This window comes from Thioclava arctica (assembly GCF_040892615.1).
Classification (GTDB): domain Bacteria; phylum Pseudomonadota; class Alphaproteobacteria; order Rhodobacterales; family Rhodobacteraceae; genus Thioclava; species Thioclava arctica.
The window spans coordinates 542,915-568,305 of record NZ_JBFRYC010000001.1; the positions used below are offsets into that span (position 1 = coordinate 542,915).

The window sequence follows — 25,391 nt, forward strand, 5'->3', positions numbered from 1 at the left end:
CTCATGGACACATCATGCTGCTTGTACGTTGGACCCTCCGGGTTTGGCGCCAAGGGCATGGGCAATGGAATTACATGGCAAAGAAGATGCTTATCGATGCAACCCACGCGGAAGAAACCCGCGTCGTGGTGGCAGACGGCAACAAGGTCGAGGAATTTGACTTTGAAACCATCAACAGACGGCAACTCGCCGGCAATATCTATCTGGCAAAAATAACGCGGGTGGAGCCTTCGCTCCAGGCCGCTTTTGTCGATTACGGTGGCAATCGTCACGGATTTCTCGCTTTTGCGGAAATCCACCCCGATTATTATCAAATCCCGGTCGCTGACCGTGAGGCTCTGATCGAGGAAGAGCGTCAGTTGGCTGAGGCCGCCGAGGCCGAAGAAGACAAACCCAAACCGACGCGCCGCCGCCGCTCGCGCCGTCCGGCCAAGGCCGAAAAGGCCACGAACGATGAGGCCGTCGTCAGCTCGGACGAAATTCCGGGCATGGCGATTGTCGATCACGAGGCCGACGACGCGCAGGATGGCGATGCGGCGCAAGCTGTGGCCGCTCCGGTCGGGACAGATGATGGCGCGCAAACCGTCGCAGCAGATGTCCCCGCCGAGGATGCGCCTGTTGCAGAGGCTCCTGTTGCTGATGAAGCCGACTCTGACGCCAGCGATGACGAGTCCAGCGATGATTCCGACGATGACACGCAAGACGATGACGACAGTGACGCCGCCGAACGCGCCGTAGACAGCGGCATTGAATCGATTGCCGATGAGGACGTTCAGGAAGAAATGCGCACGCCCCGCAAGGCCCGCGCACGCCGCTACAAGATTCAAGAAGTCATCAAAGTGCGCCAGATCATGCTGGTGCAGGTCGTCAAGGAAGAGCGCGGCAACAAAGGCGCGGCGCTCACCACCTATCTGTCGCTTGCCGGTCGCTACTGCGTCTTGATGCCCAACACCGCGCGTGGCGGTGGCATTTCGCGCAAGATCACCAATGCCGCAGACCGCAAGAAGCTCAAGGAAATCGCCAGTGAGTTCGACGTGCCCAAGGGCGCGGGCCTGATCGTGCGCACCGCTGGCGCGCAGCGCACCAAGACGGAAATCAAGCGCGATTACGAATATCTCATGCGCCTGTGGGAGCAGATCCGCGATCTGACGATGAAATCCATCGCCCCCGCGCCGATCTATGAAGAAGGCGATCTGATCAAACGCTCGATCCGTGATCTGTATTCGAAAGAGATCGACGAGGTGCTGGTCGAGGGCGAGCGCGGTTATCGCGTGGCCAAAGACTTCATGCGCATGATCATGCCGAGCCACGCCAAAAACGTGAAGCATTATCAGGAATCGCTGCCGCTTTTCGCGCGCTATCAGGTCGAAAGCTATCTGACGGGCATGTTCAACCCGACCGTGCAGCTCAAATCGGGCGGCTATATCGTGATCGGGATCACCGAGGCGCTGGTGGCGATCGACGTGAACTCGGGCCGGGCCACCAAAGAGGGCTCGATCGAGGAAACCGCAACCAAGACCAACCTTGAAGCCGCCGAAGAGGTGGCCCGCCAGTTGCGCCTGCGCGATCTGGCCGGTCTGATCGTGATCGACTTTATCGACATGGATGAGCGGCGCAACAATGCCGCGGTTGAGAAGCGTCTGAAAGACAAGCTGAAAACCGACCGTGCGCGCATTCAAGTCGGACGCATCTCGGGCTTTGGTCTGCTGGAAATGTCGCGCCAACGTCTGCGTCCGGGGATGCTGGAAAGCACCACGCAGCCGTGCTCGCATTGCCATGGCACGGGGATTATCCGCTCGGATGATAGTCTCGCGCTGTCGGTTCTGCGCGCGATCGAAGAGGAGGGCACGCGCAAACGCTCGCGCGAGGTTCTGGTGCGTGCGCCGGTGGCCGTGGCCAACTATCTGATCAACGCCAAGCGCGAACATATCGCCTCGATTGAGGCGCGCTATGGCATGTCCGTGCGCATCGAAGCGGCCCCCGATCTGATCTCGCCCGACTTCACGATGGAAAAGCTGAAAACCGCGACCCGTCTGGTGCCCGAAGTCTCCAGCGCGGTGGTGTCTGCCACGGCAAGCCTGATGGCTGAGATTGATCTGGATGAAGAGGATGAGGCCGTTGAAGAGGCGGAAATCGTTGAGGCCGAGGCCGAAACGCCCGAGCTGAGTGAAGACGATCAGCCCAAGAAAAAACGTCGTCGTCGTCGTCGTAAGAAGCGCGGCAATGGCGACGAGGGCGCGCAGAATGGCGACGAGGGCGAGAGCGATTCGCAAAACGCCGCTGATGCGGTGCAAGCGGACGGGGCGGATCAGCCTGCTGCGAGCCCGGTTGAGGCTGCTGTGAGCGAAGAGGCCGTTGAAGAGGCCCCCAAGCCCAAGCGTCGCACGCGGTCGCGCAAGAAGGTCGAAGCCCCTGTGACTGAGGGAGAGGCCGTTGCCGAGGCCGCGCCTGCGACTGAGGAGGCTGAACCGGCTGCCGAGGAAGAGGCACCTAAGCCGAAACGGCGCACCCGCTCGCGCAAGAAGGTTGAACCCGACGCCGTGGCTGAAGGCGAGGCTGAGGCTCCGGTGGCTGAAGAGGCCCCCAAGCCGAAACGCCGGACGCGCACGCGTAAAAAGCCCGAGCCGGTCGCTGCCGAAGCTGTTGAAACGCCGGATGTTCCTGCAACGCCGCAGCCCGACGCACCGGTTGAAACGCCGCCTGCGCCGCAGCCGGATGCGCCGGTCGAAACCCCGCCCGCACCCAGCGAAATGCCGGTGCAGGTGCCTGACGAAACCCCGGCAACCCCGCCAAGCGAAGCGCCGGTGGAGATGCCTCCCGAGGCACCGCCCGAGGCCCCCATCGAGATTCCGCAAGGCGACACGATGGTTGAGACAAAGCCCGAGCCCGCCAAATCCCGCCGTCGCGGCTGGTGGAGCCGGGGTTAAGATCGCGCTGTGAAACATGTAAAAGGCCGGGCACAGCGCCCGGCCTTTTTGCTATTGGGTGGGGGCACATGTCCGCCGTGGGCGGGGCGGCCTCAGCCCTTGCGCACCAAATAGACCTTCACGCCCTCCCAATCCTCGGCCGAGATCAGCGTATGGCCGCATTGGGCGCAAAAATGGGGTACGTCGACCCAGCTGGCGCCATCGGTCGCCTCAAGGCGCACCAAAGTGCCGGGGGCGCGCCCCTCCAGCGCCTTGCGTAGCCGCAAAACGGGCAGCGGGCACAGCAGGCCACGCGCGTCGATCTCTAGGGTATCGCTCATGAAAATCGCATTAGGCCGCGCGCGCCGATTTGTCCACGAGGTTGTTATCTCACGGACAGGTGACCGCGCCTGCGCGATAGGGTAAGGCTGTGGCATGTTTGGAATCGATCTTGCCAGTGCCGCCTTCCTGCCCGCCGCGTTTGTCGCGTTATCTGCGGGTCTTTTGTCATTTTTGTCGCCCTGTGTGCTGCCCATTGTGCCGCCCTATCTGGCCTATATGGGCGGGGTGAGCATGGGCGAGCTGCGCGAGGGGAAACGCTCGGCTGTCGTGCCTGCGATCTTCTTTGTGCTGGGCCTGTCGACGGTGTTTTTGTTCCTCGGCTTCACGGCCTCGGCTTTCGGGCGGTTCTTTTTGACCAATCAGGTGCTGTTCGGGCGTATCGCGGGCGGTGTGATTGTCGTGCTGGGCCTGCATTTCCTTGGCCTGTTCCGGATCGGATTTCTCGACCGTGAGGCGCGGCTGGACGCAGGGGATCGCGGCGGCTCCAGCTTAGGCGCTTATGTGTTGGGGTTGGCCTTTGCCTTTGGCTGGACGCCCTGCATCGGCCCGCAACTGGGTGCGATCTTGTCGATTGCAGCACAAGGCGGGGATATGGCGCGCGGCACCGGATTGCTGGCGGTCTATGCGCTGGGGCTGGGGATTCCGTTCCTACTGGCGGCGCTGTTCATCCAGCGCGCGATTGGCGTGATGAACCGCATCAAGCCCTACATGGGCATCATCGAAAAAACGATGGGCGCGTTGTTGGTGATTGTCGGGATTTTGCTGCTGACCAATGCGTTCTCGAACATTAGTTTCTGGCTGCTTGATACTTTCCCGGGGCTGGCAAAGCTTGGATAGTCGTTTGGGTTAGCGATAAAGGAAAAGGCCGCGCGTGATGCGCGGCCTTTTCGTTTGTATCGGGGGCGCGATCAGTCGAGCGCTTTGAAGTTCAGGCTCGCGCCATCCTTGATGCCCGAGAACCAGCGCGCCGTGACTGTCTTGGTCTTGGTGTAGAAGCGGAACGCGTCGGGGCCATATTGGTTAAGATCGCCAAAGCCCGACTTTTTCCAGCCACCGAAGGTGTAATAGCTCAGCGGAACCGGGATCGGGAAGTTGATGCCGACCATGCCCACATTGACCTTCGCGGCGTAGTCGCGTGCGGTGTCGCCGTCAGCGGTGAAGATCGAGGTGCCGTTGCCATAAGGGTTGTCGATCACCAGATCGAGCGCCTCTTCATAGGTTTTCGCACGCACCATCGACAGGACGGGGCCAAAGATTTCTTCTTTGTAGATGTCCATCTCGGGGGTGACGTTGTCAAACAGCGACGGGCCGACGAAATAGCCGTCTTCATAGCCTTGCAGGCTGAAGTCGCGGCCATCACAGACCAGATTCGCGCCTTGCTCGACGCCCGAGTTGATCAGGCCAAGGATGCGCTCTTTGGCGGCTGCGGTGATGACGGGGCCGTAATCGACATCATCGCCACCCGTGTAGGGGCCGACTTTGAGCTTTTCGATCTTCGGCACGAGGCGTTCGATCAGCGCGTCTGCGGCTGCGTCACCCACCGGCACTGCGACCGAGATCGCCATGCAGCGTTCGCCCGCCGCGCCAAAACCCGCACCGATCAGCGCATCGGCGGCCTTGTCCATATCGGCATCGGGCATGATCAGCATGTGGTTCTTGGCACCGCCGAAACATTGCGCGCGCTTGCCGTTATTGGCGGCGCGACCGTAGATATATTGCGCAATCGGGGTCGAGCCGACAAAGCCGACCGCCTGAACGGTTTCATGATCCAGGATCGTATCGACCGCCTCTTTATCGCCGTTGATCACCTGCAAGACGCCATCGGGCAGACCGGCCTCTTGAGCGATTTCAGCGAGCATAAGCGCCGTGCTGGGCGTGCGCTCGGACGGTTTGAGGATCATCGCGTTGCCCGAGGACAGGGCTGGGCCCATTTTCCACAGCGGGATCATCGCGGGGAAGTTGAACGGCGTGATACCCGCCACGACGCCCAGCGGCTGACGCATCGAATACAGATCAATGCCGGGGCCGGCGTCGCCGGTAAATTCGCCCTTGAGGAAAGCAGGCGCGCCCATGCAGACCTCGATCACCTCAAGACCGCGCTGCACATCGCCGCGTGCATCGGGCAGGGTTTTGCCATGCTCGCGCGAGAGAACTTCGGCGAGCTTGTCCATGTCGCGCTCGATCAGCGCGCCGAATTTCATCATCACGCGGGCGCGGCGCTGCGGATTGACCTTTTGCCAATCCAGCTGCGCCTTGGCGGCATCTGCGACAGCGGCGTCGATTTCCGCCGGAGAGGCCAGCGCTACGCGCGCTTGCACTTCGCCAGTGGCGGGGTTGTAGACATCGCTAAAGCGGCCCGACGTGCCTGCAACGCGCTTGCCGTTGATCCAGTGACCGATCTCTTCCATTGGGTTCTCCTCCAAAAGGGTTTGTGGTTTGGCATAACAATAGCCTTGCGAAAATGTAGATAAAAGGGGAAGTAACTCAAAAGCGTTTTGCAGTTTTGCAAAGGTGAGTGATGCTCGATTGGGATGATCTGCGCATATTTCTGGCTGTGGCGCGGGCAGAAAGCCTGTCGCGGGCGGGGCGCGCGTTGAAACTGGATGCCGCGACGGTGGGGCGGCGCGTCGCGCGCCTCGAAGAAGCGCTGTCGGCCAAGCTGTTCGTGAAATCGCCGCAGGGCTATGCGCTGTCCGAGGCGGGGGACCGTTTGTTGCCCCATGCCGAGGCCGCCGAGCAGGCCTTTGGGGGCGCGCAAGAAGAGCTGTCGGGCACCGCGGGCCAGTTGAGCGGGCAGTTGCGCATCGGTGCGCCCGATGGTTGTGCGAATTACCTGCTGCCACAGGTTTGCGCCAAGATTTCAGACGCCAACCCGGGGCTGGAAATCCAGATCGTGGCACTGCCCCGGGTGTTCAACCTCTCCAAGCGCGAGGCCGATATGGCGATCACCGTGTCGCGCCCGACGGCGGGGCGGCTGACGGTGCAAAAGCTGACCGATTATCACCTGCATCTCGCCGCGCATCGCGATTATCTGGCCAGATCGGCGCCGCTGACCTGTAAGGGCGATCTGCGCGCGCATCGCATGATCGGCTATATTCCCGACATGATTTTCGACAAAGAGCTTGATTACTTTGCCGAAACTGAGGCGCAGGTGGTTGGGCTGGCCTCAAACTCGGCCTCGGTGCAGACGCGCATGGTGCAAAGCGGGGCGGGGATTGGCATCGTGCATGATTTTGCCATTCCCTTTGCGCCCGGTGTGGTGCGGGTACTGGCCGATGAGGTCTCGCTCAAGCGTGCTTTCTGGCTGATCCGTCACGCGGATGACCGACGCTCGGAACGGCTGACGCGCTTTGCCGAGGCGCTGGGGCAGGGCTTGCGCGACGAGGTTTCCCGGTTGGAGCGTCGTGCAGCTGATACAACTCTGGCGACGCCGTGATCGCCTTTCCGTTGACAAACCGCTCTTCGCGGTGAGACGCTTGATTCAACGAGAAGTTTCAGGGAGACCGCCATGCAAGTGATGCAAATTTTAAAGGATAAGGGCCAAACATCGGTGATCACGGTGACGCCGGACACCAGTTTGGCCGATGTCGTGGCGACTTTGTCGGCCAAACGGATCGGTGCGGTGGTTGTGTTGGCCGATGGTCACAATGTCGCCGGTATCGTGTCCGAGCGCGATATCGTGCGCGAAGTGGCGCGGCGCGGTGCGGCATGCCTGACGCTCAAGGCCTCCGATGTGATGACGCGCGAGATCAAATGCTGTGGCCCGATGGACAGCACCGATGAGGTGATGGAGCGCATGACCGCAGGGCGTTTCCGCCACATGCCGGTGCGCGACAAGGGTGAGATGATCGGCGTGATCTCGATCGGCGATGTAGTCAAGGCGCGCCTGGCCGAGCTGCATATGGAAAAAGAAGCGCTCACCGGCATGATCATGGGCAACTGATGCTGCGTCGCGGCAACAATGGTCTTGCATTCGGGTGCGCAATATAGTTGCGTGCGCGCACCCGAAAACGGGGACTTAGAGGAGGGTTGCCATGCGCATCGGTCTGTATCCCGGAACATTCGATCCGGTCACGCTTGGTCATATCGATATCATCGAACGCGCCTTGGCGCTGGTGGACCGGTTGGTGATTGGCGTCGCGATCAACCGTGACAAGGGGCCGCTTTTCACGCTTGAACAGCGGGTGGCGATGCTCAAGGCCGAATGCGGCGCTATCACCGCGCGATGTGGCGGTGAGATCGTTGTGCATCCGTTCGAGAATCTGCTGATTGATTGCGCCCGCGATGTTGGGGCCAATGTGATCATTCGGGGGCTGCGCGCCGTTGCCGATTTTGAATATGAATTTCAGATGGTTGGGATGAACCGGGCACTGGATCCGCAGATCGAGACGGTGTTCTTGATGGCAGATGCGCGCCGTCAGGCGATTGCTTCCAAGCTGGTCAAAGAGATCGCGCGGCTCGGCGGGGATGTGTCGAAATTCGTAACCCCCGCCGTGCGCGAAGCTATTTCGCAAGCCTATTCAAAGGACTAAAGTCTTAGCCCGCTGTTTTGGCGCTTGGCGTGGTGGTTTGCGACGTTTGCGTGTTTCCGGCCTGTTGGGGCAGATCGTTCAGCGCCCATTGGTCAATCACCACGCCTTCTTCAACACCTTTGAGCGCAAGATTGGCCTCGTAATAGCTGCCTTTCTTGATCAGATTGGCGGCATCTTGCAGATGTGTCAGCGAGAGTTTCGTAGGCACCAATGCCGCGCTTAGCGAGACTGCGATATCGCCGGATTTAAGCGTCTCCGCAGCACCTTTCGCATCGCCTTTGGCCATCTGGTCATTGGCTTTGCTCACCGTTTTGGCGTTATCCGGCGTGACGGAGAAATCTTCACCCAGTGCGATTGAGCTGTCAAAGGGCACATAGGTGACGCCCTGTTTGCCCGCTTTCGATGTCACGCCCCATTTCGCCTCAGAGGCTTGGGCTGACTTCATCTTGGCGATCGCGTCATTGGTCATCTTGCCGGCCATGTCGGTATTGCCGTCAAACAGGGCAAGCCGCGCCGCGCGCACATCGCGCATCGACGTATAGGCATCATTGACTGTGGTCAGCAGTTGTTTGTTGGCCGAACTTGCGGTGGCTTTGGCGACAGAGTCTTTGGTTTGCGTGCTGGCGGCGGGCGTGGAGCCTGCAAAAGCGGGCGCGATATAGCTCATGGGCCCTGCAATAAGCGCCCCGGACATCGCCAAGGCGAGCAATGTGGTGTTCCGTTTCATGACTCAAATCCCTTTACAAAGATGGGTTACGTCCAAGGCAGCCCAGTGCCGCTTTGGATATTTGAGAAACGTCTGGGGCGGGATCTGGTTCGCTCAACCCTTTTCAAGCTGGGGGCATCGCGGGTGAGCAACCGTGCGCTACCTGTGAGGCGCGCGTGATGGGCAAAAAAGAGGGGGCCGCAACCGGGCCCCCTCATCGCGTCAGCTTGGTCCGGGGGCTGGCCCCCGGCTTGCTCAGATCAACTTGCCCATCGCGACGGCGGTGTCGGCCATGCGGTTGGAAAAGCCCCATTCGTTGTCATACCAGCTCAGGATCCGCACCATCCGGCCATCCATCACCTTGGTCTGGTCCATGTGGAAGATCGAGGAATGAGGATCGTGGTTGAAGTCGCTGGAAACATTGGGCTTATCGGTATAGCCCAGCACGCCTTTCAGCGGGCCATCGGCGGCCGCGCGGATCGCGGCGTTGACCTCTTCGACCGAAGTGTCGCGCGCGGCTTCAAACACCAGATCGACGACCGAGACGTTGGGCGTGGGCACGCGGATCGCGACGCCATCCAGCTTGCCTGCGAGTTCCGGCAGCACCAGACCTACCGCTTTGGCAGCGCCCGTCGAGGTCGGGATCATGCTCAGCGCCGCGGCGCGTGCGCGATAGAGATCGCTATGCATCGTATCCAGCGTCGGCTGATCGCCGGTATAGCTGTGGATCGTGGTCATGAACCCCTTGGAGATCCCGATTGCATCGTTCAGAACCTTGGCCACGGGCGACAGGCAGTTCGTGGTGCAGCTTGCGTTGGAAACGACCAGATCGTCGCTCGTCAGCACGCCGTCATTGACGCCAAACACGATGGTCTTGTCCGCGCCCGCAGCCGGGGCCGAAACCAGCACGCGTTTTGAGCCGTTTTCCAAATGGAAGGCCGCTTTTTCACGCGCGGTGAAGATGCCGGTGCATTCCAGCGCGATATCGACATCCCCCCAGGGCAGTTCCTTGGGGTCGCGGATCGCGGTGACCTTGATCGGCCCACGGCCTGCATCAATCGTGTCGGCGGTGGTTTTCACATCGACCGGAAAGCGGCCATGCACGCTGTCAAATTGCAGCAGATGCGCGTTGGTCTCCACCGGGCCGAGATCGTTGATCGCGACCACCTCGATATCGGTGCGCCCCGATTCAATGATCGCGCGCAACACGTTGCGCCCAATGCGCCCAAAGCCGTTAATGGCAACTTTGACGGTCATGTCCTTCTCCTCTGGCTGGCTGCCCTGCAAGGAGTTGCGCGGGCAGAAATCCCGTTGCGGTTAACAAACGCCTTTAAGGCGAAAGGTCAACCGGTCAGACGTGTATGCTAGCGCCAGAATGCGACATATTGAACGAGATCAGCGATTCTTCGGCCCAAAAACAGCAAAGCCTGCCCTTGGTTGAGGAATATATCCGCCAATATCAGCACTATCAGGATGGCCCCCAGCCAAAGCGCAATCCGATCGGTCATCACTGTCCCTTCGCGCCCCGATTGCCGAAGCGTCCCCTATGCCCGCCCCGTCTGCTGCGCCAAGGAGGCGCTGTGCGGGGTGGGTCTTTCTCTCTGAAAGAGCAGACGCGTGCGCAGCAATCAACCAAGCAAATCAGTCTGTTCTGATGTGACGTTAATAGATTGCGGCCAGCGAGAGAAGGGGTAGGCGGATGCGTGTGTCTAGGCCTCGTCCTCGGCGACAAGGAAGATTTCGCCAGCGGATTCCATTTCACGGATCGCCGCCACGATTTCGCCCATCGCCTCTTCGGAATCCTTTTCCTTCACTTTGCCCAGATTAGTCATCTCGTCGCGCAAGGATTGCGCCATGCGTTGGGACATATTGGTCAGGATGAACTCCGCCGATGCTTCGAGTGCGCCCTTGGCCCCTGCCAATGCGGTGACCAAACGGGCCTGATCGACATTACGCAGGATTTTTGGCACGTCGCGCGGATCAATCCGCGCGGGAATATTGGCGAATGTGAAGATCGCCTTGCGCACTTGATCGGCAAAAATCTGATCTTCCTCGTCAAGCCCTTTGAGCACCGAATCGCGGGTGCTGGATGCGGAATAGTTCAGGATCGCGCCGACGCGCTCCACTGGTCCAGTATCAAACGCCTTGGCGGGTTGCGCGTCCAGCTGTGCCGATAGCGCCTGCCCGATCCGGTGCACGGTTTCTGGCGCGACATTGCCGGTGAGAGAGACCGCATAGGCCACGCGCCGTGCCTTGTCGCCGGGCAAAAGCCCCAGCAATTCCGCAGCTTTCGCGACAGACAGCTTGGACAGCATGACCGCGCCAACCTCAACGCTTTCCTCTTCGAGAACGGGGCGGAGCAGTTCGGCGGAGAGGCCTGTGATACGTTCCCACGGGTCGGCGCGTGAACTGCCAGAGGCGAGACGGCGCAGACGTGTCGAGGCCGATGGGGAAAGCTGTCCGTCCAGCAGGGTCAGCGCACCATCAAGACCGCCGGGAAAGGCAAACCCAACCGCTTCCAGCTCGGCGCAGAATTCATCCACCACGGCGCTGAGAGTGTCGCGATCAATCAGGCGCAACCTGCCAACCGCCTCTGTCAGTTCGGTTTGGTGATCATCGCTCAGATCGCTGAGCGGCAGTTTCAGCCCCTCAGTGGCCAAAAGGCGCACCACGATGGCGGCCTTTTGCTTGCGTGTCAGAGTGGCTGGAGCGCTTGGAGCCATAAGTCCGGGTGCCCCTCCCATCCCTGCCAATTGGCCGAGAGGCTGCAATTTTGCGACTGCGTTCACCAACGTTCTCCGATTCCCTTGAATCTTTCGATCAAGGTGGCACAGGGTCGGTTAATGCCAGCTTAGCAAAACCGGAATTAGCTGGCTTGCAACACGCAGGACTTGGCGTCTTTGTCCCAGACATGGCCTTGCGGGCACGACATCGAGGCTTGATGTTCGCGCATGCAATCGGCGCTGGCCGCAAGCGGTGCAAGGATAAGGACGGCGGCGGCAAGAATCGTTCTAGTCATCACGGATCTCCCTTGGCTGATGACCCAGCGTAAGCCGAATCACCGCCTTGAGACCAGTGTCAGATCACGTAGTCGCGATTATTCCCCGAAAACGCGCTTGAAAATCGTGTCCACGTGTTTGGTGTGATAGCCGAGATCGAATTTTTCGTTGATCTCATCCTCGCTTAGCGCGGCGCGTACATCGGCATCGGCCAGCAATTCCTCGCGGAAATCAGCGCCCTTTTCCCAGACCTTCATCGCGTTGCGCTGCACCAGCTTGTAGCTGTCCTCGCGCGACACACCCGCCTGCGTCAGCGCCAGCAAGACCCGCTGGCTCATCACCAAGCCTTTGAATTTGTTCATGTTCGCCAGCATGTTGTCAGGATATATCACGAGGTTTTCGATCACGCCTGCCAGACGGTTGAGCGCAAAATCGAGCGTCACGGTGGCGTCAGGGCCGATCGCGCGCTCGACCGAGGAATGCGAGATGTCGCGCTCATGCCAAAGCGCCACGTTCTCCATCGCGGGCACCACGGCCATGCGCACCAGACGCGCCAGCCCGGTGAGGTTTTCCGTGAGCACCGGGTTGCGTTTATGCGGCATCGCCGAGCTGCCCTTTTGGCCCTTGGAGAAGAACTCCTCGGCCTCAAGCACCTCGGTGCGCTGCATGTGGCGAATTTCGATGGCGACGTTTTCGATGCTCGAGGCAATCACACCTAGGGTGGCAAAGAACATCGCGTGACGGTCGCGCGGGATCACTTGGGTTGAAATCGGTTCAACGCGCAGGCCGAGTTTTTCGCAGACATGTTCCTCAACCGCCGGGTCGATATTGGCGAACGTACCGACCGCGCCGGAAATCGCGCCGGTGGCCACTTCCCAGCGGGCCTTTTCCAGACGGTTCTTGTTGCGATCCATTTCGGCGTAAAAGCGCGCGAAGGTCAGCCCCATCGTGGTCGGTTCGGCGTGAATGCCGTGGCTGCGCCCAATGCGCACGGTGTCTTTATGCTCAAACGCGCGCTTTTTCAGCGCGGCAAGCAGGCGGTCCATATCGGCGAGCAGGATATCGGTGGCGCGCACCAGCTGCACGTTGAAGGTCGTGTCCAGAACATCCGAGCTGGTCATGCCCTGATGGACAAATCGCGCCTCGGTCGAGCCGATATGTTCAGCCAGATGGGTCAGGAAGGCGATCACATCATGCTTGGTCACGGACTCGATTTCGTCGATGCGCGCGACGTCGAATTCCACATCCTTGGCCTTCCAGACAGCCTGTGCAGATTCGCGCGGGATCACGCCCAGATCGGCCTGAGCGTCGCAGGCATGGGCCTCGATCTCGTACCAGATCTTGAACTTGCTGGCAGGTTCCCAGATATCGACCATCTCTTTGCGGGAATAACGCGGGATCATGGGCGCGGCCTTTCGATTGCAGGTGGTTTAGGCGGCTTGTTAGACTGTGCCTGCCTTTGGGGCAAGGGAGCGGTGATGATCAAGCTGTGCGATTTTGAAGGCGCGTGGGTGTTGCGGCGCCAGATCCGTCACAGCGATGGCCGTGTCGCGCGCTTACAGGGTAGGGCGGTGTTCACGCCGCGCACGGGCGGGCTGCATTATCGCGAGAGCGGCGATCTGATTTTGCCCGAGGGCACGCGGTTTCACGCAGAGCGCTGCTATCTCTGGCACGCCGATGGGGCTGGCATTGCCGTCAGTTTTGAAGATGGCCGCGCATTTCATCACGTCGACCCGGCTCGCCCAGAGGCCCAGCATTGGTGTGATCCTGACACCTATCATGTAACCTATGGCTTTGATCACTGGCCCCAATGGCAGACCGTGTGGCGCGTGCATGGCCCGCGCAAAGATTACGTAATGGAGTCGCACTACGCGGGCGAATGAGTGCGCAAGTGACGTGCGAAAAACACGGGCAAGCGGGGCGCGGCCTTAGTGCGTTCACTGTCGTGCCACAATTGCGTGAAATGAGTTATATTGTTGATTTAAAATGATATTTTTGTAAGAAAATCGCAAAAATCAAGGCTTACTTAACCACATTTGCCGCGAAAGAGGCGCAACATCTGTCCGCTTTGGCCACAGATTTGAACGATTCTCTAACCATAACGCATCGGTGAAGGGTGGCAGGAATAGCCCCCGCTGAGGTTAGGATTGGGACACAGGCCATGAGCGAATTCACCACCAATATCGCGCTGAAAAGCCAGACGGTTGTGCATGCGCCTTTTGCAGGTGCTGCGCCCTACCGTGCTGTTGGCAAGCGGATGTTTGATATCGCGATGGTTCTGGCTGTAATACCGGTGCTGTTGCCACTGATCTTGGTGCTGGCGGCTTTGGTCTGGCTTGATGGCGGGCCTGCGTTTTTCGCCCAACCCCGGATCGGGCGTGACGGTCGGAGTTTCAAAATGTGGAAACTGCGCACGATGGTGGTGGATGCCGAGGCAAAGCTGAAAGCGCTGTGCGATTCTGATCCCGCGATTGCCCAAGAATGGGCAGTGAACCAGAAGCTCGTCCATGATCCGCGCATTACCCGTATCGGGGCGTTTTTGCGCCGCACCAGCCTTGATGAGCTGCCGCAATTCTTCAACGTACTGTTTGGCTCGATGAGCCTTGTCGGCCCGCGCCCCTTCCTGGCCTCGCAAGAAGCGACCTATCAGGATGCGATGGGCCGCGCCTATTACCGGATGCGTCCGGGCATCACCGGGCTGTGGCAGGTGGTGGGTCGTTCCTCCAGCGCCTTCGTGGATCGTGTCCGCTTTGACGAGCGCTATTACGCGAAAATGTCGCTGATGAATGATGTGATGTTGTGCCTGATGACCGTCGCGGTGGTGTTCAAACAAACTGGCAAGTGATCAAGTGGCTTCCAAAGGATCACGGTCTTCCGGCGTGATTTTCCCTTTCAAGCGATCTGCAAGCGTCCCGATATTGGGGCGCTTTTGCATGTCATCCCTGAATGGTTAGAAACTTCAGACCATTGCGGTCAAACCATGCCGCGCTTAACCGCCCCGATTTGCTGGCCCCGGTATCAAGCGCCACACGTCCGCGATCGACAAAGGGCTCGGCTACCACCCAGTGACCATGCGCGATCCATAGCCCGTCGCGCCGCGGAGCTGTGCCAAACCGCGCATGCCCCCAAAGCAACGCATCGGGGTTTTGGCGTTCCAACGGGTGATAGGGATCGGCCCCCGCATGGGTCACCGCAAGCCCGCCTTCACGCCAATAGAGCGGGCGGGAATCGAGCCAGCTAAGCAGGTTGGGACCGATTGCGCGCGCCAGATCCATGCGCAACGCGTCCAGTGCATCCGTGTCGGGACGTGTCATATCCGGCAGGCTCAGGCCGTAACTGCGCAGGGTCGCCGCCCCGCCCAGTTTCAGCCAACGCACTGTCTGCGCATCTGGGCTGATCAGAAAATCCAGCATCATGCGTTCATGATTGCCCATCAGGCAGATCATGCGCTGAGGCGCGGCCCGTTGCGCGGCCTGCAACGTCGACAGCACCCGCGCGCTCTCAGGCCCCCGATCAATCATATCGCCCACCGTGATGACACGCGCGCGCTCTGATCCGGGCTGGTCGCTGATCCGCTCGAACATCGCGTCCAGCAAATCGGCACGCCCATGCAAATCGCCAATCACGCAGACCGGGTCTTGCGGGTGGGGCAGGCCGGGGGGCGCTGTGCTTTTGGCGGGGCGCGCGAACTTATTGAGCAATGTGGTGAACATGTCTGAAAGGGTCTCTCGCGCAGGGCTGGAATCCCGTGTGTTTTGGCGACATAACCATGTTCAGGATAAAGCGGAAGGGGCTCACGCAAAGGTGGGCAACAAACCGCTGCAAGCAAGGGGCGAGCAATGGCACACGAAACAGCGGGCAGGCGCGTTTTGATCGTGGTGGAAAACCTCCCCGTGCCGCTGGACCGACGCGTCTGGCTGGAGGCGACGACCCTGGCGGGCGCGGGCTATCAGGTGTCGGTGATCTGCCCGATGGGACGGGGGTGGGATGCGCCTTATGAGGTGATCGAGGGCATCCATATCTATCGCCATCCCGCCCCGCCCGAGGCGCATTCGGGCGCGGTGGCCTATGCGCGCGAATATGGCCACGCGATCTGGCACTGGTTTCGCCTTGCCCGCGTGGTGCGGCGCGAGCGTGGTTTTGACGTCATTCAGGGCTGCAACCCGCCCGATCTGATCTGGCTGCTCGCACTGCGCTATCGGCTCGCGGGCGTGCGCTATATGTTTGATCACCACGATGTCTGCCCCGAACTGTTCGAGGCGAAATTTAACAAAAAGGGCCTGCTTTGGGGCGTGATGCGGAGTTGGGAGCGTATCACATTCGCCTGCGCGTCCGTGTCGATGGCCACCAATGAGAGCTTTCGCAAGATCGCCATCGCGCGCGGCAAAATGGCGCCCGAGGATGTGTTCGTCGTGCGCTCTGCCCCGCGTGTTGAAACCTTTCTGCCCGGTCCGGGCGATGTTCGCTATCGCCACGGCGCGAAAACGGTGCTCGGCTATATCGGGGTGATCGGTCAGCAAGAGGGGATGGACCTTCTGATCGAGGCTCTGCAGATCCTGATCCGCGATCTGGGCCATTCGGATGTGCATCTGGTGATCGTGGGGTTTGGCCCCGAAGTGCCGATGGTGCAGGCCGATGTCGCTGCGCGTGGGCTGTCTGATCACGTCACTTTCACCGGGCCGCTTTATGGCGATGAGATGCTGGCGGCGATGAATGCGATTGATATCGGCGTCGCCCCCGATCCGAAAAACGCGATGAATGACATTTCGACCATGAACAAGGTCATGGAATATATGACGCTGGAAAAACCGCTCGTGCAGTTCGATCTGACCGAGGGGCGGGCCTCGGCGGGCGAGGCGGCGCGCTATGCCCGTGCCAATGATCCAAGTGATTTCGCCGCCCAGATCGCGGCGCTGATTGATGCGCCCGAGGCGGCGCGCGAAATCGGGCAGGCGGGGCGCAAGCGGGTGCTGGAATCGCTGGCTTGGGATTTCTCGGCCAAGCAGCTTTTGGCGGCCTATGATCGGATATTCTCCAAGTTTGGGAAATAATGCGCCCATTTCTGGGGTGATTGTTTCATAACGCGCGAGAAATTAGCCAAATATTGACGCATTTGTGCTTGATAGGTGCCGCAATCTAGACACAAATATTCCCAACGCGCCCCTGCTTGCCGGGGCATTTATCCGCTGGGGGGCTGATATGACGCGAAACAGACATATGGGCTTCGGGGCTGTTGCCTTGCTGTTGGGTGTCATTGTGGCAGGCACGGCGGGGGCGGGCGATTTGCGCCAGATTGCCCCCGTCGAGGTCGCGGATACGGCCTTGAACCAGATCACGGAAGAGATTACGGGGCGCGCCGCCTATGATCCGGTAGCCCATGCGCTGGCCATCGGGCTGACGCCTGAGCGCGCCGATGCGCTGGTGGATCAGGCGATGAAAGTGGCACAAAGCTGCCCGCTGGTCTTTGATACCCAGCAGTCGATCGCGCATTGCTGGGAGGCCTCAAGCGGGGCTGGCTCGTAACTCAATCTGGAACGTAAGCCCCTAGCCCGGGCAGGCTGTGCGCGATGAACTGCGTCAACCGCGCATCGGCCACCGACACGTTTTCGCCCGGGCCAATCGGCGTGACATAGCGGATCAGCGCGCCATCGGTGCGCCCGCGCGTCACACCATCGACAATCACCGACAGTTTCGCGCGCCAATCGTTGATCATCGCCACTCCACGCTCGTCAAACCAGTAATAGACAAGCTGCCGGTTCAGCCCCTTGGTGATCACCGCGCGATTGACCGCAAAGGACGCGCGATGGGGCAGGGTGAGGCTGCGCGGCCCGAAATTGCTCACCTCCCAGCCCCCGACGGGCAGACAGACCTCGGGCGAATGGATGCCCGCGCCCCCGGTCTGATCGGCATACCACGCCACGAACAAATTGACCGCTGCGCTGCGATCGGGGCTGGCATAAACGGCGTTCAGATAGTCGGTTGCGCCCAACACCTGCACGGTTTGCGGCTCAAGCGCGCGCATCTCGCCCTGCCAGCCCTCGATGCTGCGCGGAAAGGTCGAAAAGTCGCTGCGTGCGGGGGACAGGGCCTCGGGGCGGGGCAGGGCAAGCCAAGCGGCACTGGCCAGCGCCGCCAGCCCAAGCGCCACGATCAGCGCGCGCGACGGAGCGATCTGGGTCAGGCGACGTAGCTCGGGGGCGAAGCGGGTGTAGTTCAGATCAAGCGCCTCTGATAGCGGGCGCGGGTTGGGCGTCAGGCGCTGCAGCCCGACGGCCGTGAGGCTGAGGATCGCAATCGCCGCGCCGAAAATCACCCAGCCCTCGAACACATGCAAAAACCCTTCGGCCTGCCCGATCCCGTAGCTGTTGACCAAGATCGCCACCACGCCGATGCGTAAGCTGTTCAGACCCACCGTCAGCGGCGCGGCCATCGCAAACAGCACCGCCTTATGCCAGAACGGGCCACGATAGAGGATGCCGAACAGGTAGGAAAAACTGAGGATCGGGAACAGGTAGCGCAGGCCAGAACAGGCCTCGGCGACCTGCAATTTATAGACGCCCAGATCAATCACATTGCCCGACAGATAGACCGGAATGTCAAAGGCGCGTACCAGCGCCACGCCCAGTTCCGACGAGATCAGTTGCAACGCGATCGTCAGCTTCCAATACAGGATTTGGGGCAGCGGCAGCATGAAGATCAGATGCAGCACCGGCTTCCAGTGAAGCCGCCCCGCTTGCCAACCCATGACCAGTAACACCACGCCCATCAGCCAGCCGATCAGCGCATAGGTCACGATATCGGGGATCTGCGCAAGGTCGCCAAACGCCGCCACAGCCAGCGCGGCGATGATCACGACGACCCCTTGCCAGCGGGTGTGTTGCGGGCTGGAATGTGCCGGGGCGTGGCGCAGTTCGCGTGCGAAAAGATAAAGCGAAATCAGGGGGATCAGCGGGCCGTGGCTATATTCCGGCGTGGACCAAGCCGCGCCGAGGCTTTGCAAGCCCAACGCAAAGAATGGGGCGCAGGCCAGCGCCAGCGCGCCCAGCCCAAGAATGCCCCACGGCAGGCTGCGCGCGGCGCGCAGATTGGTGCTTGCAATGCTCATGACTGCTCTCATTGACGGGGTGTCTGATGCGCCCCTTTGATGTGATCATACCGCGCAACCGGGCTCAGCCAAAGACAAAACCGTGGCCAAGACAGGGCAAGCCTGCCGATCTGTGCCCTAATTCCCGCGCTTTGCGCTGGCGCGCAGCTTTGCCAATTGGGCAGGGGCGTCTTGCATTTGCGCGGGCAGATCAGCTCCGGCCAGATCAAGCGCCTTTTGCAACTGCGCTGCGGCGGTGGTCTCGTCGCCGCTGGCCAGCAGCACCATCGCATAGTGATATTGCGCCAGGGCCGTGTCGGGCAAACCCGCAGCGGCGGCCGCCAAAAGCGGCTCGGCCTGCGCGAAATTGCCCAAACGATATTCCGCCCAGCCATAGGTGTCTTTGAAGGCAGGCTCGGGGCTTTCACGAAAGCGCTGGGCGATGGCGGCGGCGCGCGCAAGGCTGGCGGGATCGTCGCGGTGCTGGCTGAGCAGGCTGGCAAGGTTATTCGCCAAGACGGCATTGTCGGAATTGCGTTGATATAGCGCGTCATAAGTGGCGATGGCGGCCTCATAATCGCCCGCTTTGTTCTGCGAGCGCGCGCGATAGAGCAACAGCAGCGGATCGGGGGCGTCGCCTTGCGCCTTCAGGGTCGCGTCGATGATCTGCCTAGCCTCTGCGTCGCGCCCGGCCGCGGCAAGCAGGCGGTAAAGTTGGCGTGCGGGCTGGCTGTCGGCGGGGCGCTCAGAGCAAAGCGCGCGCAGGCCTGCCTCGGCTTCGGACCCGTGCCCGGTGAGCGAGTCAAGATTGGCGCTTAGAAGACGTAATCCGCGATCTTTTGGGGCGGCGGTAAGCTGATCGGCAAGGTAGCTGCGCGCGGCATCCGTCCGTCCGGCGGCAAGCTGGGCCTGTATGACGGCGGCAATTGCACCGTTATTGCTGGTGCTGTCGGCCAGCGATTTCAGCGTGTCGATCGCCGCATCGCTTTGCCCGCGACCCAGCAAGATCGCGGCGCGAATGGATTGCGCCAAGGCTGATGCTTCGGGGCGTTGCAGCGTATCCAGATGCTCGGCGATGCGCTGGGCTTGCGCCCAATCGGTCTGGCTCAGCGCCAGATCGGCTTGGCGATGCAACAGCCCCGGATCATCGGGATTGTGCTGAATCGCCTCGGAAAGCAGCGCCGCAGCGGCGGTAGGACGTTTCTGATCCAGTAAGAAATCAGCGTAGTTGCGGGCCTCGGCGGCGCGACGATTGCTTGCCTCATAGGCTTGGGCCAGCAGTGTGCCGGCCAGATCGGGCGCACCCTCGCGCATGTTGGCTTGCGCCATCAGTGTCAGGGTGGGCGCATCTTGGGGGGCCTGTTGCAAGGCACGGCGCAGCGCCACGAGCGCATCCTCGGGGTTGTCGGCATCGATCAACCACTGGGCGCGCAGGCGCAAGGCTGGCACCAGATCGGGCGCAACTTTGAGAGCGGAGTCAAGCTGGGTTTGCGCTGCCTTGCGCTGTCCGGCGCGATCAAGCATCTGCGCATAGCTCACACGCAGCCGGTCGGTCTGCTCGCTTTCAGGCGCGTCTTGGAGCAGCGCTTTCATCCGCGCGAGCGCTTTATCTCGTTGGCCTGCGGTGAAATCCAGATCGGCCCGCATCGCGCCAAACAGCCGCGCATTGGGCGTGCCCTTGGCCTGCGCGATCAGCGTGTCCAATTCGGTTGCCGCCGCCTGCGCGCCCCGGCTTTGCGCCAGGAATTGCACCAGTTGCACATAGCCATCGCTTTCCGAGGCCGGATCGCCCGCCAGTTTGCGCAGGAAATTGGCCGCGCCATCGGGGTCATCGCGCAGCACATACCACGCGATCAGGGCGGTGCGGGTCTTGGGGTCGTCGGGAAACAGCTCTTGCATCCGCTTGAGCTGTGCGCCGATCTGATCGTTGCGCTTGAGCGCGGCCAGCAGTTCAAGCCGCATCACCTGCAACCGATATTGCGCAGGCTTTTGAAGCAGCGCCGTCTTAATTGCGCTGAGCGCGCCCTCTTGATCCCCCTGCGCATTCAACGTGTCAATCAGCACATGCCACGCGGTCGCGACATCGGGCGCGCGTTGCGTCAGGGCGCGGGCTTTGGCACCGATATCGGCGTAGGCCGAGGTTTCGTTGCCTGCCATTGCCGCGCGCAGTTGCAAGGCCAGCCCCACCGCCAGCGCGCCCGGATCATCGGGGGCCAAATCCAGCGTGGTGTTCATCTGGCGGCGCGCCTCATCCATATTGCCCGAGCGCAGCGATAATTCCGCCAGCAAGCGATGGGGATCGACCAGATCGGGATATTGCTCGCTCAGGCGCAGATATTGGCCATAGGCCTCTTGCACGCGCCCGGTTGCCAAAAGCAGATCGCCATATTCGCGTCGCGCCGCCTTATGAGAGACGTCGTATTGAAACACGTTGCGCAACTCGATCATGGCGCGGGGCACGTCGCCTTTTGCAACAAGCGCCATCGCCGACTGGTAATAGTCGTCCGCTTTTTCCTGTTTGCTCTTGCAGCCTGCCAATGCGAGTGCTGCACAAAGCAAGATCACGGCGGGTTTTGCCCCGATGTGTCGCGCCATCTGCCCTTGCCTCAATATTTACTCATGCGCTCTGAGTGGCGCTTTGCGACAGATTAGCCACAAATGGGTGATCAATAAAGACATTCTCGGGGCACAGGGTGGCACGGAGCCCCTTTGATACCCGTTTGGTACGAAAACTGAGGCCATTGCGCCGCATATTTCGCCGCTCATGCAAGCATTTGTTGCGAAATCCACCGATTTACGCTTCATTAAGCGCGAACGATAACGAGGCCAAAGGCCCGGATACAGGCATGGATGAGATTTACACCGATTTTTTCGGGCTGAAGGAGCGACCGTTTTCGCTGCTGCCAGATCCCGAGTTCCTCTACTGGTCGCCCGAGCATAAGCACGCGGCGACGATGCTCGAATATGGGCTGTTTTCGCGCGCGCCGATCACGCTGATCACGGGCGAAGTGGGGGCAGGCAAGACCACCTTGCTGCGTCATCTGATGGCCACGATCACCGAAAACGTCACGATCGCGCTGGTCTCTAATGCGCGCGGCACGCGCGAGGATCTGATCCGCTGGATCATGCTGGCCTTGGGTGAGCGGGTCGCGCCGGGCGAGGATTACGTGCTGATCTTTGACCGGTTCCAGCAGTTTCTGATCTCGGAATATGCGGCGGGGCGGCGCGTGGTCGTGGTGATCGACGAGGCGCAAAACCTTGATGCGGGTGTTCTGGAAGAGCTGCGCATGATCACCAATATCAACGCCGACAAGGATGAGCTGGTCCAGCTGATCCTGATGGGGCAGCCCGAGCTGCGCGATTTGATCGCCCAGCCACAGTTGCGCCAGTTCGCGCAGCGTGTCGGGGCAGGGTTCCATCTGGGGCCGATCGGGGCGGATTGCGCCCAGCCCTATGTTGCCCACCGCCTTGAGGTGGCCGGTGCCACGCATGAGATTTTCACCCCAGAGGCCGCGCAAAAAGTGCATGCCTATACCGGCGGCATCCCGCGGCTGATGAACCAACTTTGCGATCTGGGGATGGTCTATGCCTATTCGGCGCGCTCTGATCAGGTCAGCACAGAGATCATCGACAAGGTGATCGAAGACAACGTCTTTTATCTGCCCGTCGAGGCGCAGGGCAAACCCCGCGTGGTATCAGGTGCAAGCACATTCCGATCCGGGCGTGCGGCGGTGCAGGGAGGGGCGTGATGCAAGGCGCGCGTTTCTATCTCAACATGCTGCTGCGCCGCATTCACTGGCTGATCCTGCTGACGCTTTTGGGCACGGCAGCGGGGCTGCTGGTGGCGCGCTCCATCAACCCGATCTATGAGGCCGATGCGCTTTTGGTGGTTGAGGGCGATAGCATTCCCGACAAGCTGGCGACGAGCACGGTGCAGACCGACACCAACGCCAAACTACAGGTGATCCGCAAGCGCGTGATGTCGCGCGAAAGCCTGCTTGATATTGCCAAGCGGATGAACCTTTATTCGAACCTGCGCCTCGATTCTGGCGCGCGCGATGCCGATGCTGTCTTTGCCGCGCTGTCCAATTCGATCAAGATCGAGATCACCGGTCAGACCAAAGACCGCCGTGCGCCCGAACAGGCGACCTTTCTGACAATCGCCTATCTGTCTGGACGCCCCGCGCAGGCGGCGCAAGTTGCCAATGAGTTGGTGACCCGCGTGCTGAAAGAAGACAGCGATATTCGCACGAAATCTGCGCGCGACACGCTTGATTTTTTCACCCGCGAGGCTGATCGGCTGTCGGGGGAGTTGTCGAAATCCTCGTCTGCGATCTTGAAGTTCAAGCAGGAAAACGGCGAAGCCCTGCCCGAGCGGCTGAATATCATGCGCGATCAGGCGACGGAATTGCAGAGCGAGCGGGCCAAGATCACCGCGCAGAAAACCGCGCTGGAAGATCAGCGCGACAAGCTGATCCGACGCCATGAACTGTCGGGCGACAAGGTCAATCTGGATGCGATCTACCCGCCGCAGCTGCGCAATCTGGCGCAGTTGAGCGCGCAGCAACTGGCGCTGCAAGCCGTCTTGGCGCAAGACGACCCGAAACTGGCCGCGCTGGGGGCACAAATTGCCAGCCTGCGCTCCAAGGGGCTGCCCGCCATGCCGAAAAATGGCGATGCCTTTGACGCGCGGTTGCGTGAGTTGGAAGACGATATCTTTACCGCCGATGCGCAGATGCAGGCCAATCGCGAACTCTATAGCCGCATCCAAAGCGATATTTTGCGCGTGCCGGCGAATGCCGCGACGCTGGATGCGCTTCAGCTTGATCACGACAATTTACGCGATCAATACGACAAAGCGATCAGCGCGCGTGCTATGGCCACGACCGGCGACACGATTGAATCGCTGTCCAAGGGCGAGCGGCTGACGGTGATCAATCAGGCGGTTGCGCCAAGCGCGCCGGTCAAGCCCAATCGCAAGACGATCATGCTGGCGGGCTTTGGTGCGGGCTTTGTGCTGGGGCTGTTGGTGATCGTGGCGTTTGAGCTGCTCAATCCCGGAATTCGCCGCCCCGAAGACCTGACCTCCAAACTGGGCATCACCGCGTTTGCCACGCTGCCCTATGTCAGCACGGCGGCGGATAAGGCGTTGAAACGGCGTCGTCTGGTGCTGTCCTCGGGGGCGGTGGGATTGGCGCTGATCGCGGTGGTGGTGTTGGTGGGTGTGCTCTACAAGCCGCTCGATCTGGTGTTTTAAGAGAGGGGGCGGAGCCATGGTAGAACGACTGCGCGATGCGATCGCCCAAGCCCGCGCAAGCCGCGAGAGCAAACCTCTGAGCGAGCTGCGCCCACGCGCCAGCGAACGTGCCACGATGACGCTGCGCCCGGGCGTTTCGGGGGCGGCGTGGCAAGCGTTTGATCCTTGGGCGCCCTCGCCACGGCTGATGGAGGCGGCGCGGATCGTCACCACCGAGCCGCGCGCCGAAGCCGCTCCGTTTGATCTGATGCGCACCAAGATCTTGCAGCAGATGCGCGCCAATGGCTGGAAACGTCTGGCGATCACCTCGCCCTCGGCAAGCTGCGGGAAATCGACGATTGCGCTCAATCTGGCGTTTTCGCTGGCCCGTCAGGAAGAGCTGTTCAGCGTGCTGATTGAGGCCGATCTGCGCCGCCCCTCTTTGGCGCGGATGTTGCAGCTAGACAGTGGCGCGCAGGTGTCTGAGGTTCTGGATGGCTGTGCCGATCTGCGCGAGCATGCGTGTCGCTACGGGTCAAACCTTGCGATTGCGACGAATGCGCGGGCGGTCGAAAACCCCTCCGAGCTGATCCAGTCGCAGACCTGTGCGCAGGTGCTTGACCGGATCGAGGCGCTGTATCAGCCCGATCTGATGGTGTTTGACACCGCGCCCGTTCTGGTCAGCGACGACACGTTGGCGCTGGCGGCGCATGTGGATTGCGTACTGATCATCGCAGCCACCGAAGAGACGACGATCAAAGAGATCGACATTTGCGAACGCGAATTGGCTGAGCGCACCAATGTGATGGGCGTCGTGGTCAACAAGTTCCACTTTTCAGGGCCGCAATATGGCTATGGTTACGGCGCAGAGACTGGCCGTTAACGCCCGTTCGCATGGGGCACCCTCAGCCACGGCGCCGTGAAAACCCCATGCCACACAGGGCTTTTGACATATCCTCGGCGGTGTAGGGCTTGCGCAGCATCGCGCCGCTGGGGAAATCGGCAATCGCGCCTTCGACCTCGTCATAGCCGGTCGAATACAGGATCGGCACTTGCAGCCGCGCCAGCGCGAGCGCGGCGTCCAGCGAGGTCTCGCCCCCCAGATCAATATCAAGCAGCGCCAATGTCGGCACCAGCCCGCCCTCGATCAGGCGCAAGGCCTCGTCCAGTGTGCCACAGGTTTGCACCTGATGCGCGCCCAACTCATTAAGCATCTCTGCCGCGTCATAGGCCACGATCAGCGCATCCTCAAGAATCAGCGCCGTGCCATCTAGGTGGCGCGCGGCATGGCTTAATTCAGGTGTGCAATCATTCATAACACGACCCCGCACAGGCACGCCGCCCAGCCAAGGGCTGAGCGAACATAAAAAGTCTCAGCACATGAAGACGTCATCACAAACCCCCAAGACAGCAGCACGCCCCAATTTGGGAAATGATTTCCGCACAGTGGCCAATTTCTCGGCCCGTGTCGTTAATCTATGACATGAACGTCTCGCAAAAGCGACAAACGCCTGTTTGGGTTGCACAACCTGCGGATTTCCGCCGATCCGCGTCGCGATTCCGCCTAGGTAGGCCAAATCCCTCAC

24 protein-coding genes are annotated in these 25,391 nt (G+C 60.8%); 12 read left to right on the plus strand and 12 right to left on the minus strand.

Going from position 1 to position 25,391, the window contains the following annotated elements; translation table 11 throughout:
- Positions 1-74 precede the first annotated feature (74 nt).
- On the plus strand, positions 75-2,927 hold the full coding sequence (locus AB4874_RS02750; RefSeq protein WP_368390837.1) for an Rne/Rng family ribonuclease: 2,853 nt from the start codon (positions 75-77) through the stop codon (positions 2,925-2,927).
- Positions 2,928-3,019: 92 nt separating this feature from the next.
- On the opposite strand, the gene AB4874_RS02755 is transcribed toward AB4874_RS02750, so the two are convergent.
- Complete coding sequence (locus AB4874_RS02755; protein ID WP_295530268.1) at positions 3,020-3,247, minus strand: sulfurtransferase TusA family protein; 228 nt, start codon at positions 3,245-3,247, stop codon at positions 3,020-3,022.
- 94 nt (positions 3,248-3,341) lie between these two features.
- Here AB4874_RS02755 and AB4874_RS02760 point away from each other — a divergent pair, with 94 nt between their 5' ends.
- The gene (locus tag AB4874_RS02760; RefSeq protein ID WP_295530265.1) at positions 3,342-4,085 is read left to right on the plus strand and encodes a cytochrome c biogenesis CcdA family protein; all 744 of its coding nucleotides are present in this window, start codon (positions 3,342-3,344) and stop codon (positions 4,083-4,085) included.
- A gap of 71 nt (positions 4,086-4,156) precedes the next feature.
- Here AB4874_RS02760 and AB4874_RS02765 read toward each other — a convergent pair whose 3' ends face one another.
- Positions 4,157-5,656, minus strand: a complete 1,500-nt coding sequence (locus AB4874_RS02765) for a CoA-acylating methylmalonate-semialdehyde dehydrogenase (RefSeq protein WP_368390838.1) — start codon at positions 5,654-5,656, stop codon at positions 4,157-4,159.
- Between the two features lie 110 nt (positions 5,657-5,766).
- Between AB4874_RS02765 and AB4874_RS02770 the strand changes: the two genes are divergently transcribed.
- The 3 genes from AB4874_RS02770 to coaD all read left to right on the plus strand — a co-directional run bounded on the left by AB4874_RS02770 (position 5,767) and on the right by coaD (position 7,780).
- Positions 5,767-6,684, plus strand: coding sequence for a LysR family transcriptional regulator (locus tag AB4874_RS02770; protein ID WP_295530259.1), 918 nt, complete (start codon positions 5,767-5,769; stop codon positions 6,682-6,684).
- A 72-nt stretch (positions 6,685-6,756) separates the two neighbouring features.
- Positions 6,757-7,191: a CBS domain-containing protein gene (locus AB4874_RS02775; RefSeq protein WP_368390839.1), complete on the plus strand. Its 435-nt coding sequence runs from the start codon at positions 6,757-6,759 to the stop codon at positions 7,189-7,191.
- A gap of 91 nt (positions 7,192-7,282) precedes the next feature.
- A complete protein-coding gene (gene coaD, locus AB4874_RS02780; RefSeq protein WP_295530253.1) occupies positions 7,283-7,780 on the plus strand; it encodes a pantetheine-phosphate adenylyltransferase in 498 nt (165 codons plus the stop codon).
- Between the two features lie 4 nt (positions 7,781-7,784).
- On the opposite strand, the gene AB4874_RS02785 is transcribed toward coaD, so the two are convergent.
- The 6 genes from AB4874_RS02785 to purB all read right to left on the minus strand — a co-directional run bounded on the left by AB4874_RS02785 (position 7,785) and on the right by purB (position 12,888).
- On the minus strand, positions 7,785-8,507 hold the full coding sequence (locus AB4874_RS02785) for a YfdX family protein (protein ID WP_295530250.1): 723 nt from the start codon (positions 8,505-8,507) through the stop codon (positions 7,785-7,787).
- A gap of 234 nt (positions 8,508-8,741) precedes the next feature.
- Positions 8,742-9,743 (minus strand): type I glyceraldehyde-3-phosphate dehydrogenase, encoded by a 1,002-nt coding sequence (gap, locus tag AB4874_RS02790; RefSeq protein ID WP_368390840.1) that lies wholly within the window; start codon positions 9,741-9,743, stop codon positions 8,742-8,744.
- A gap of 107 nt (positions 9,744-9,850) precedes the next feature.
- Entirely contained in the window at positions 9,851-9,994 is a 144-nt protein-coding gene (locus tag AB4874_RS02795) for a hypothetical protein (RefSeq protein ID WP_295536693.1), read from the minus strand.
- Positions 9,995-10,195: 201 nt separating this feature from the next.
- Positions 10,196-11,278, minus strand: a complete 1,083-nt coding sequence (locus AB4874_RS02800; RefSeq protein WP_438273432.1) for a flagellar motor switch protein FliG — start codon at positions 11,276-11,278, stop codon at positions 10,196-10,198.
- A 74-nt stretch (positions 11,279-11,352) separates the two neighbouring features.
- Positions 11,353-11,505, minus strand: a complete 153-nt coding sequence (locus AB4874_RS02805; RefSeq protein ID WP_295536690.1) for an adenylosuccinate lyase — start codon at positions 11,503-11,505, stop codon at positions 11,353-11,355.
- A gap of 78 nt (positions 11,506-11,583) precedes the next feature.
- Positions 11,584-12,888 (minus strand): adenylosuccinate lyase, encoded by a 1,305-nt coding sequence (gene purB / locus AB4874_RS02810; protein WP_295536688.1) that lies wholly within the window; start codon positions 12,886-12,888, stop codon positions 11,584-11,586.
- A 75-nt stretch (positions 12,889-12,963) separates the two neighbouring features.
- Between purB and AB4874_RS02815 the strand changes: the two genes are divergently transcribed.
- Together AB4874_RS02815 and AB4874_RS02820 are read left to right on the plus strand one after the other, a co-directional pair.
- Positions 12,964-13,368, plus strand: coding sequence for a DUF6314 family protein (locus AB4874_RS02815; protein WP_368390842.1), 405 nt, complete (start codon positions 12,964-12,966; stop codon positions 13,366-13,368).
- A gap of 278 nt (positions 13,369-13,646) precedes the next feature.
- On the plus strand, positions 13,647-14,330 hold the full coding sequence (locus AB4874_RS02820; RefSeq protein ID WP_368390843.1) for a sugar transferase: 684 nt from the start codon (positions 13,647-13,649) through the stop codon (positions 14,328-14,330).
- A 91-nt stretch (positions 14,331-14,421) separates the two neighbouring features.
- Here AB4874_RS02820 and AB4874_RS02825 read toward each other — a convergent pair whose 3' ends face one another.
- On the minus strand, positions 14,422-15,198 hold the full coding sequence (locus AB4874_RS02825) for a metallophosphoesterase family protein (protein ID WP_368390844.1): 777 nt from the start codon (positions 15,196-15,198) through the stop codon (positions 14,422-14,424).
- 126 nt (positions 15,199-15,324) lie between these two features.
- On the opposite strand from AB4874_RS02825, the gene AB4874_RS02830 reads away from it, so the two are divergent.
- Positions 15,325-16,536 carry a glycosyltransferase family 4 protein gene (locus tag AB4874_RS02830; protein WP_368390845.1) on the plus strand — a complete coding sequence of 404 codons (1,212 nt, stop codon included), beginning with the start codon at positions 15,325-15,327 and terminating at the stop codon, positions 16,534-16,536.
- 148 nt (positions 16,537-16,684) lie between these two features.
- A complete protein-coding gene (locus AB4874_RS02835) occupies positions 16,685-17,008 on the plus strand; it encodes a hypothetical protein (RefSeq protein ID WP_368390846.1) in 324 nt (107 codons plus the stop codon).
- Between the two features lies 1 nt (position 17,009).
- On the opposite strand, the gene xrtD is transcribed toward AB4874_RS02835, so the two are convergent.
- Positions 17,010-18,590, minus strand: a complete 1,581-nt coding sequence (gene xrtD, locus AB4874_RS02840; protein ID WP_368390847.1) for a VPLPA-CTERM-specific exosortase XrtD — start codon at positions 18,588-18,590, stop codon at positions 17,010-17,012.
- A 117-nt stretch (positions 18,591-18,707) separates the two neighbouring features.
- Positions 18,708-21,164 (minus strand): tetratricopeptide repeat protein, encoded by a 2,457-nt coding sequence (locus AB4874_RS02845; protein ID WP_368390848.1) that lies wholly within the window; start codon positions 21,162-21,164, stop codon positions 18,708-18,710.
- Between the two features lie 251 nt (positions 21,165-21,415).
- Here AB4874_RS02845 and AB4874_RS02850 point away from each other — a divergent pair, with 251 nt between their 5' ends.
- Genes AB4874_RS02850 through AB4874_RS02860 form a run of 3 tightly spaced genes read left to right on the plus strand, consistent with a single transcriptional unit; the run spans position 21,416 to position 24,688 of the window.
- The gene (locus tag AB4874_RS02850) at positions 21,416-22,318 is read left to right on the plus strand and encodes an ExeA family protein (protein WP_368390849.1); all 903 of its coding nucleotides are present in this window, start codon (positions 21,416-21,418) and stop codon (positions 22,316-22,318) included.
- Positions 22,318-23,826, plus strand: a complete 1,509-nt coding sequence (locus AB4874_RS02855) for a GumC family protein (protein ID WP_295536665.1) — start codon at positions 22,318-22,320, stop codon at positions 23,824-23,826. Before AB4874_RS02850 ends, AB4874_RS02855 begins: the two co-directional genes overlap by 1 nt.
- Before the next feature lie 16 nt (positions 23,827-23,842).
- The gene (locus tag AB4874_RS02860) at positions 23,843-24,688 is read left to right on the plus strand and encodes a CpsD/CapB family tyrosine-protein kinase (RefSeq protein WP_368390850.1); all 846 of its coding nucleotides are present in this window, start codon (positions 23,843-23,845) and stop codon (positions 24,686-24,688) included.
- A gap of 22 nt (positions 24,689-24,710) precedes the next feature.
- Here the strand turns inward: AB4874_RS02860 and AB4874_RS02865 are convergent, their stop codons facing one another.
- On the minus strand, positions 24,711-25,121 hold the full coding sequence (locus tag AB4874_RS02865) for a response regulator (RefSeq protein WP_295536660.1): 411 nt from the start codon (positions 25,119-25,121) through the stop codon (positions 24,711-24,713).
- Between the last annotated feature and the right edge of the window lie 270 nt (positions 25,122-25,391).

Bases quoted from the DNA above. Each gene is read 5' to 3' on its own strand.
- AB4874_RS02750 (WP_368390837.1), top strand. From the start codon at position 75: ATGGCAAAGAAGATGCTTATCGATGCAACCCACGCGGAAGAAACCCGC.
- AB4874_RS02755 (WP_295530268.1), bottom strand. From the start codon at position 3,247: ATGAGCGATACCCTAGAGATCGACGCGCGTGGCCTGCTGTGCCCGCTG.
- AB4874_RS02760 (WP_295530265.1), top strand. From the start codon at position 3,342: ATGTTTGGAATCGATCTTGCCAGTGCCGCCTTCCTGCCCGCCGCGTTT.
- AB4874_RS02765 (WP_368390838.1), bottom strand. From the start codon at position 5,656: ATGGAAGAGATCGGTCACTGGATCAACGGCAAGCGCGTTGCAGGCACG.
- AB4874_RS02770 (WP_295530259.1), top strand. From the start codon at position 5,767: ATGCTCGATTGGGATGATCTGCGCATATTTCTGGCTGTGGCGCGGGCA.
- AB4874_RS02775 (WP_368390839.1), top strand. From the start codon at position 6,757: ATGCAAGTGATGCAAATTTTAAAGGATAAGGGCCAAACATCGGTGATC.
- coaD (WP_295530253.1), top strand. From the start codon at position 7,283: ATGCGCATCGGTCTGTATCCCGGAACATTCGATCCGGTCACGCTTGGT.
- AB4874_RS02785 (WP_295530250.1), bottom strand. From the start codon at position 8,507: ATGAAACGGAACACCACATTGCTCGCCTTGGCGATGTCCGGGGCGCTT.
- gap (WP_368390840.1), bottom strand. From the start codon at position 9,743: ATGACCGTCAAAGTTGCCATTAACGGCTTTGGGCGCATTGGGCGCAAC.
- AB4874_RS02795 (WP_295536693.1), bottom strand. From the start codon at position 9,994: ATGACCGATCGGATTGCGCTTTGGCTGGGGGCCATCCTGATAGTGCTG.
- AB4874_RS02805 (WP_295536690.1), bottom strand. From the start codon at position 11,505: ATGACTAGAACGATTCTTGCCGCCGCCGTCCTTATCCTTGCACCGCTT.
- purB (WP_295536688.1), bottom strand. From the start codon at position 12,888: ATGATCCCGCGTTATTCCCGCAAAGAGATGGTCGATATCTGGGAACCT.
- AB4874_RS02815 (WP_368390842.1), top strand. From the start codon at position 12,964: ATGATCAAGCTGTGCGATTTTGAAGGCGCGTGGGTGTTGCGGCGCCAG.
- AB4874_RS02820 (WP_368390843.1), top strand. From the start codon at position 13,647: ATGAGCGAATTCACCACCAATATCGCGCTGAAAAGCCAGACGGTTGTG.
- AB4874_RS02825 (WP_368390844.1), bottom strand. From the start codon at position 15,198: ATGTTCACCACATTGCTCAATAAGTTCGCGCGCCCCGCCAAAAGCACA.
- AB4874_RS02830 (WP_368390845.1), top strand. From the start codon at position 15,325: ATGGCACACGAAACAGCGGGCAGGCGCGTTTTGATCGTGGTGGAAAAC.
- AB4874_RS02835 (WP_368390846.1), top strand. From the start codon at position 16,685: ATGACGCGAAACAGACATATGGGCTTCGGGGCTGTTGCCTTGCTGTTG.
- xrtD (WP_368390847.1), bottom strand. From the start codon at position 18,590: ATGAGCATTGCAAGCACCAATCTGCGCGCCGCGCGCAGCCTGCCGTGG.
- AB4874_RS02845 (WP_368390848.1), bottom strand. From the start codon at position 21,164: ATGGCGCGACACATCGGGGCAAAACCCGCCGTGATCTTGCTTTGTGCA.
- AB4874_RS02850 (WP_368390849.1), top strand. From the start codon at position 21,416: ATGGATGAGATTTACACCGATTTTTTCGGGCTGAAGGAGCGACCGTTT.
- AB4874_RS02855 (WP_295536665.1), top strand. From the start codon at position 22,318: ATGCAAGGCGCGCGTTTCTATCTCAACATGCTGCTGCGCCGCATTCAC.
- AB4874_RS02860 (WP_368390850.1), top strand. From the start codon at position 23,843: ATGGTAGAACGACTGCGCGATGCGATCGCCCAAGCCCGCGCAAGCCGC.
- AB4874_RS02865 (WP_295536660.1), bottom strand. From the start codon at position 25,121: ATGAATGATTGCACACCTGAATTAAGCCATGCCGCGCGCCACCTAGAT.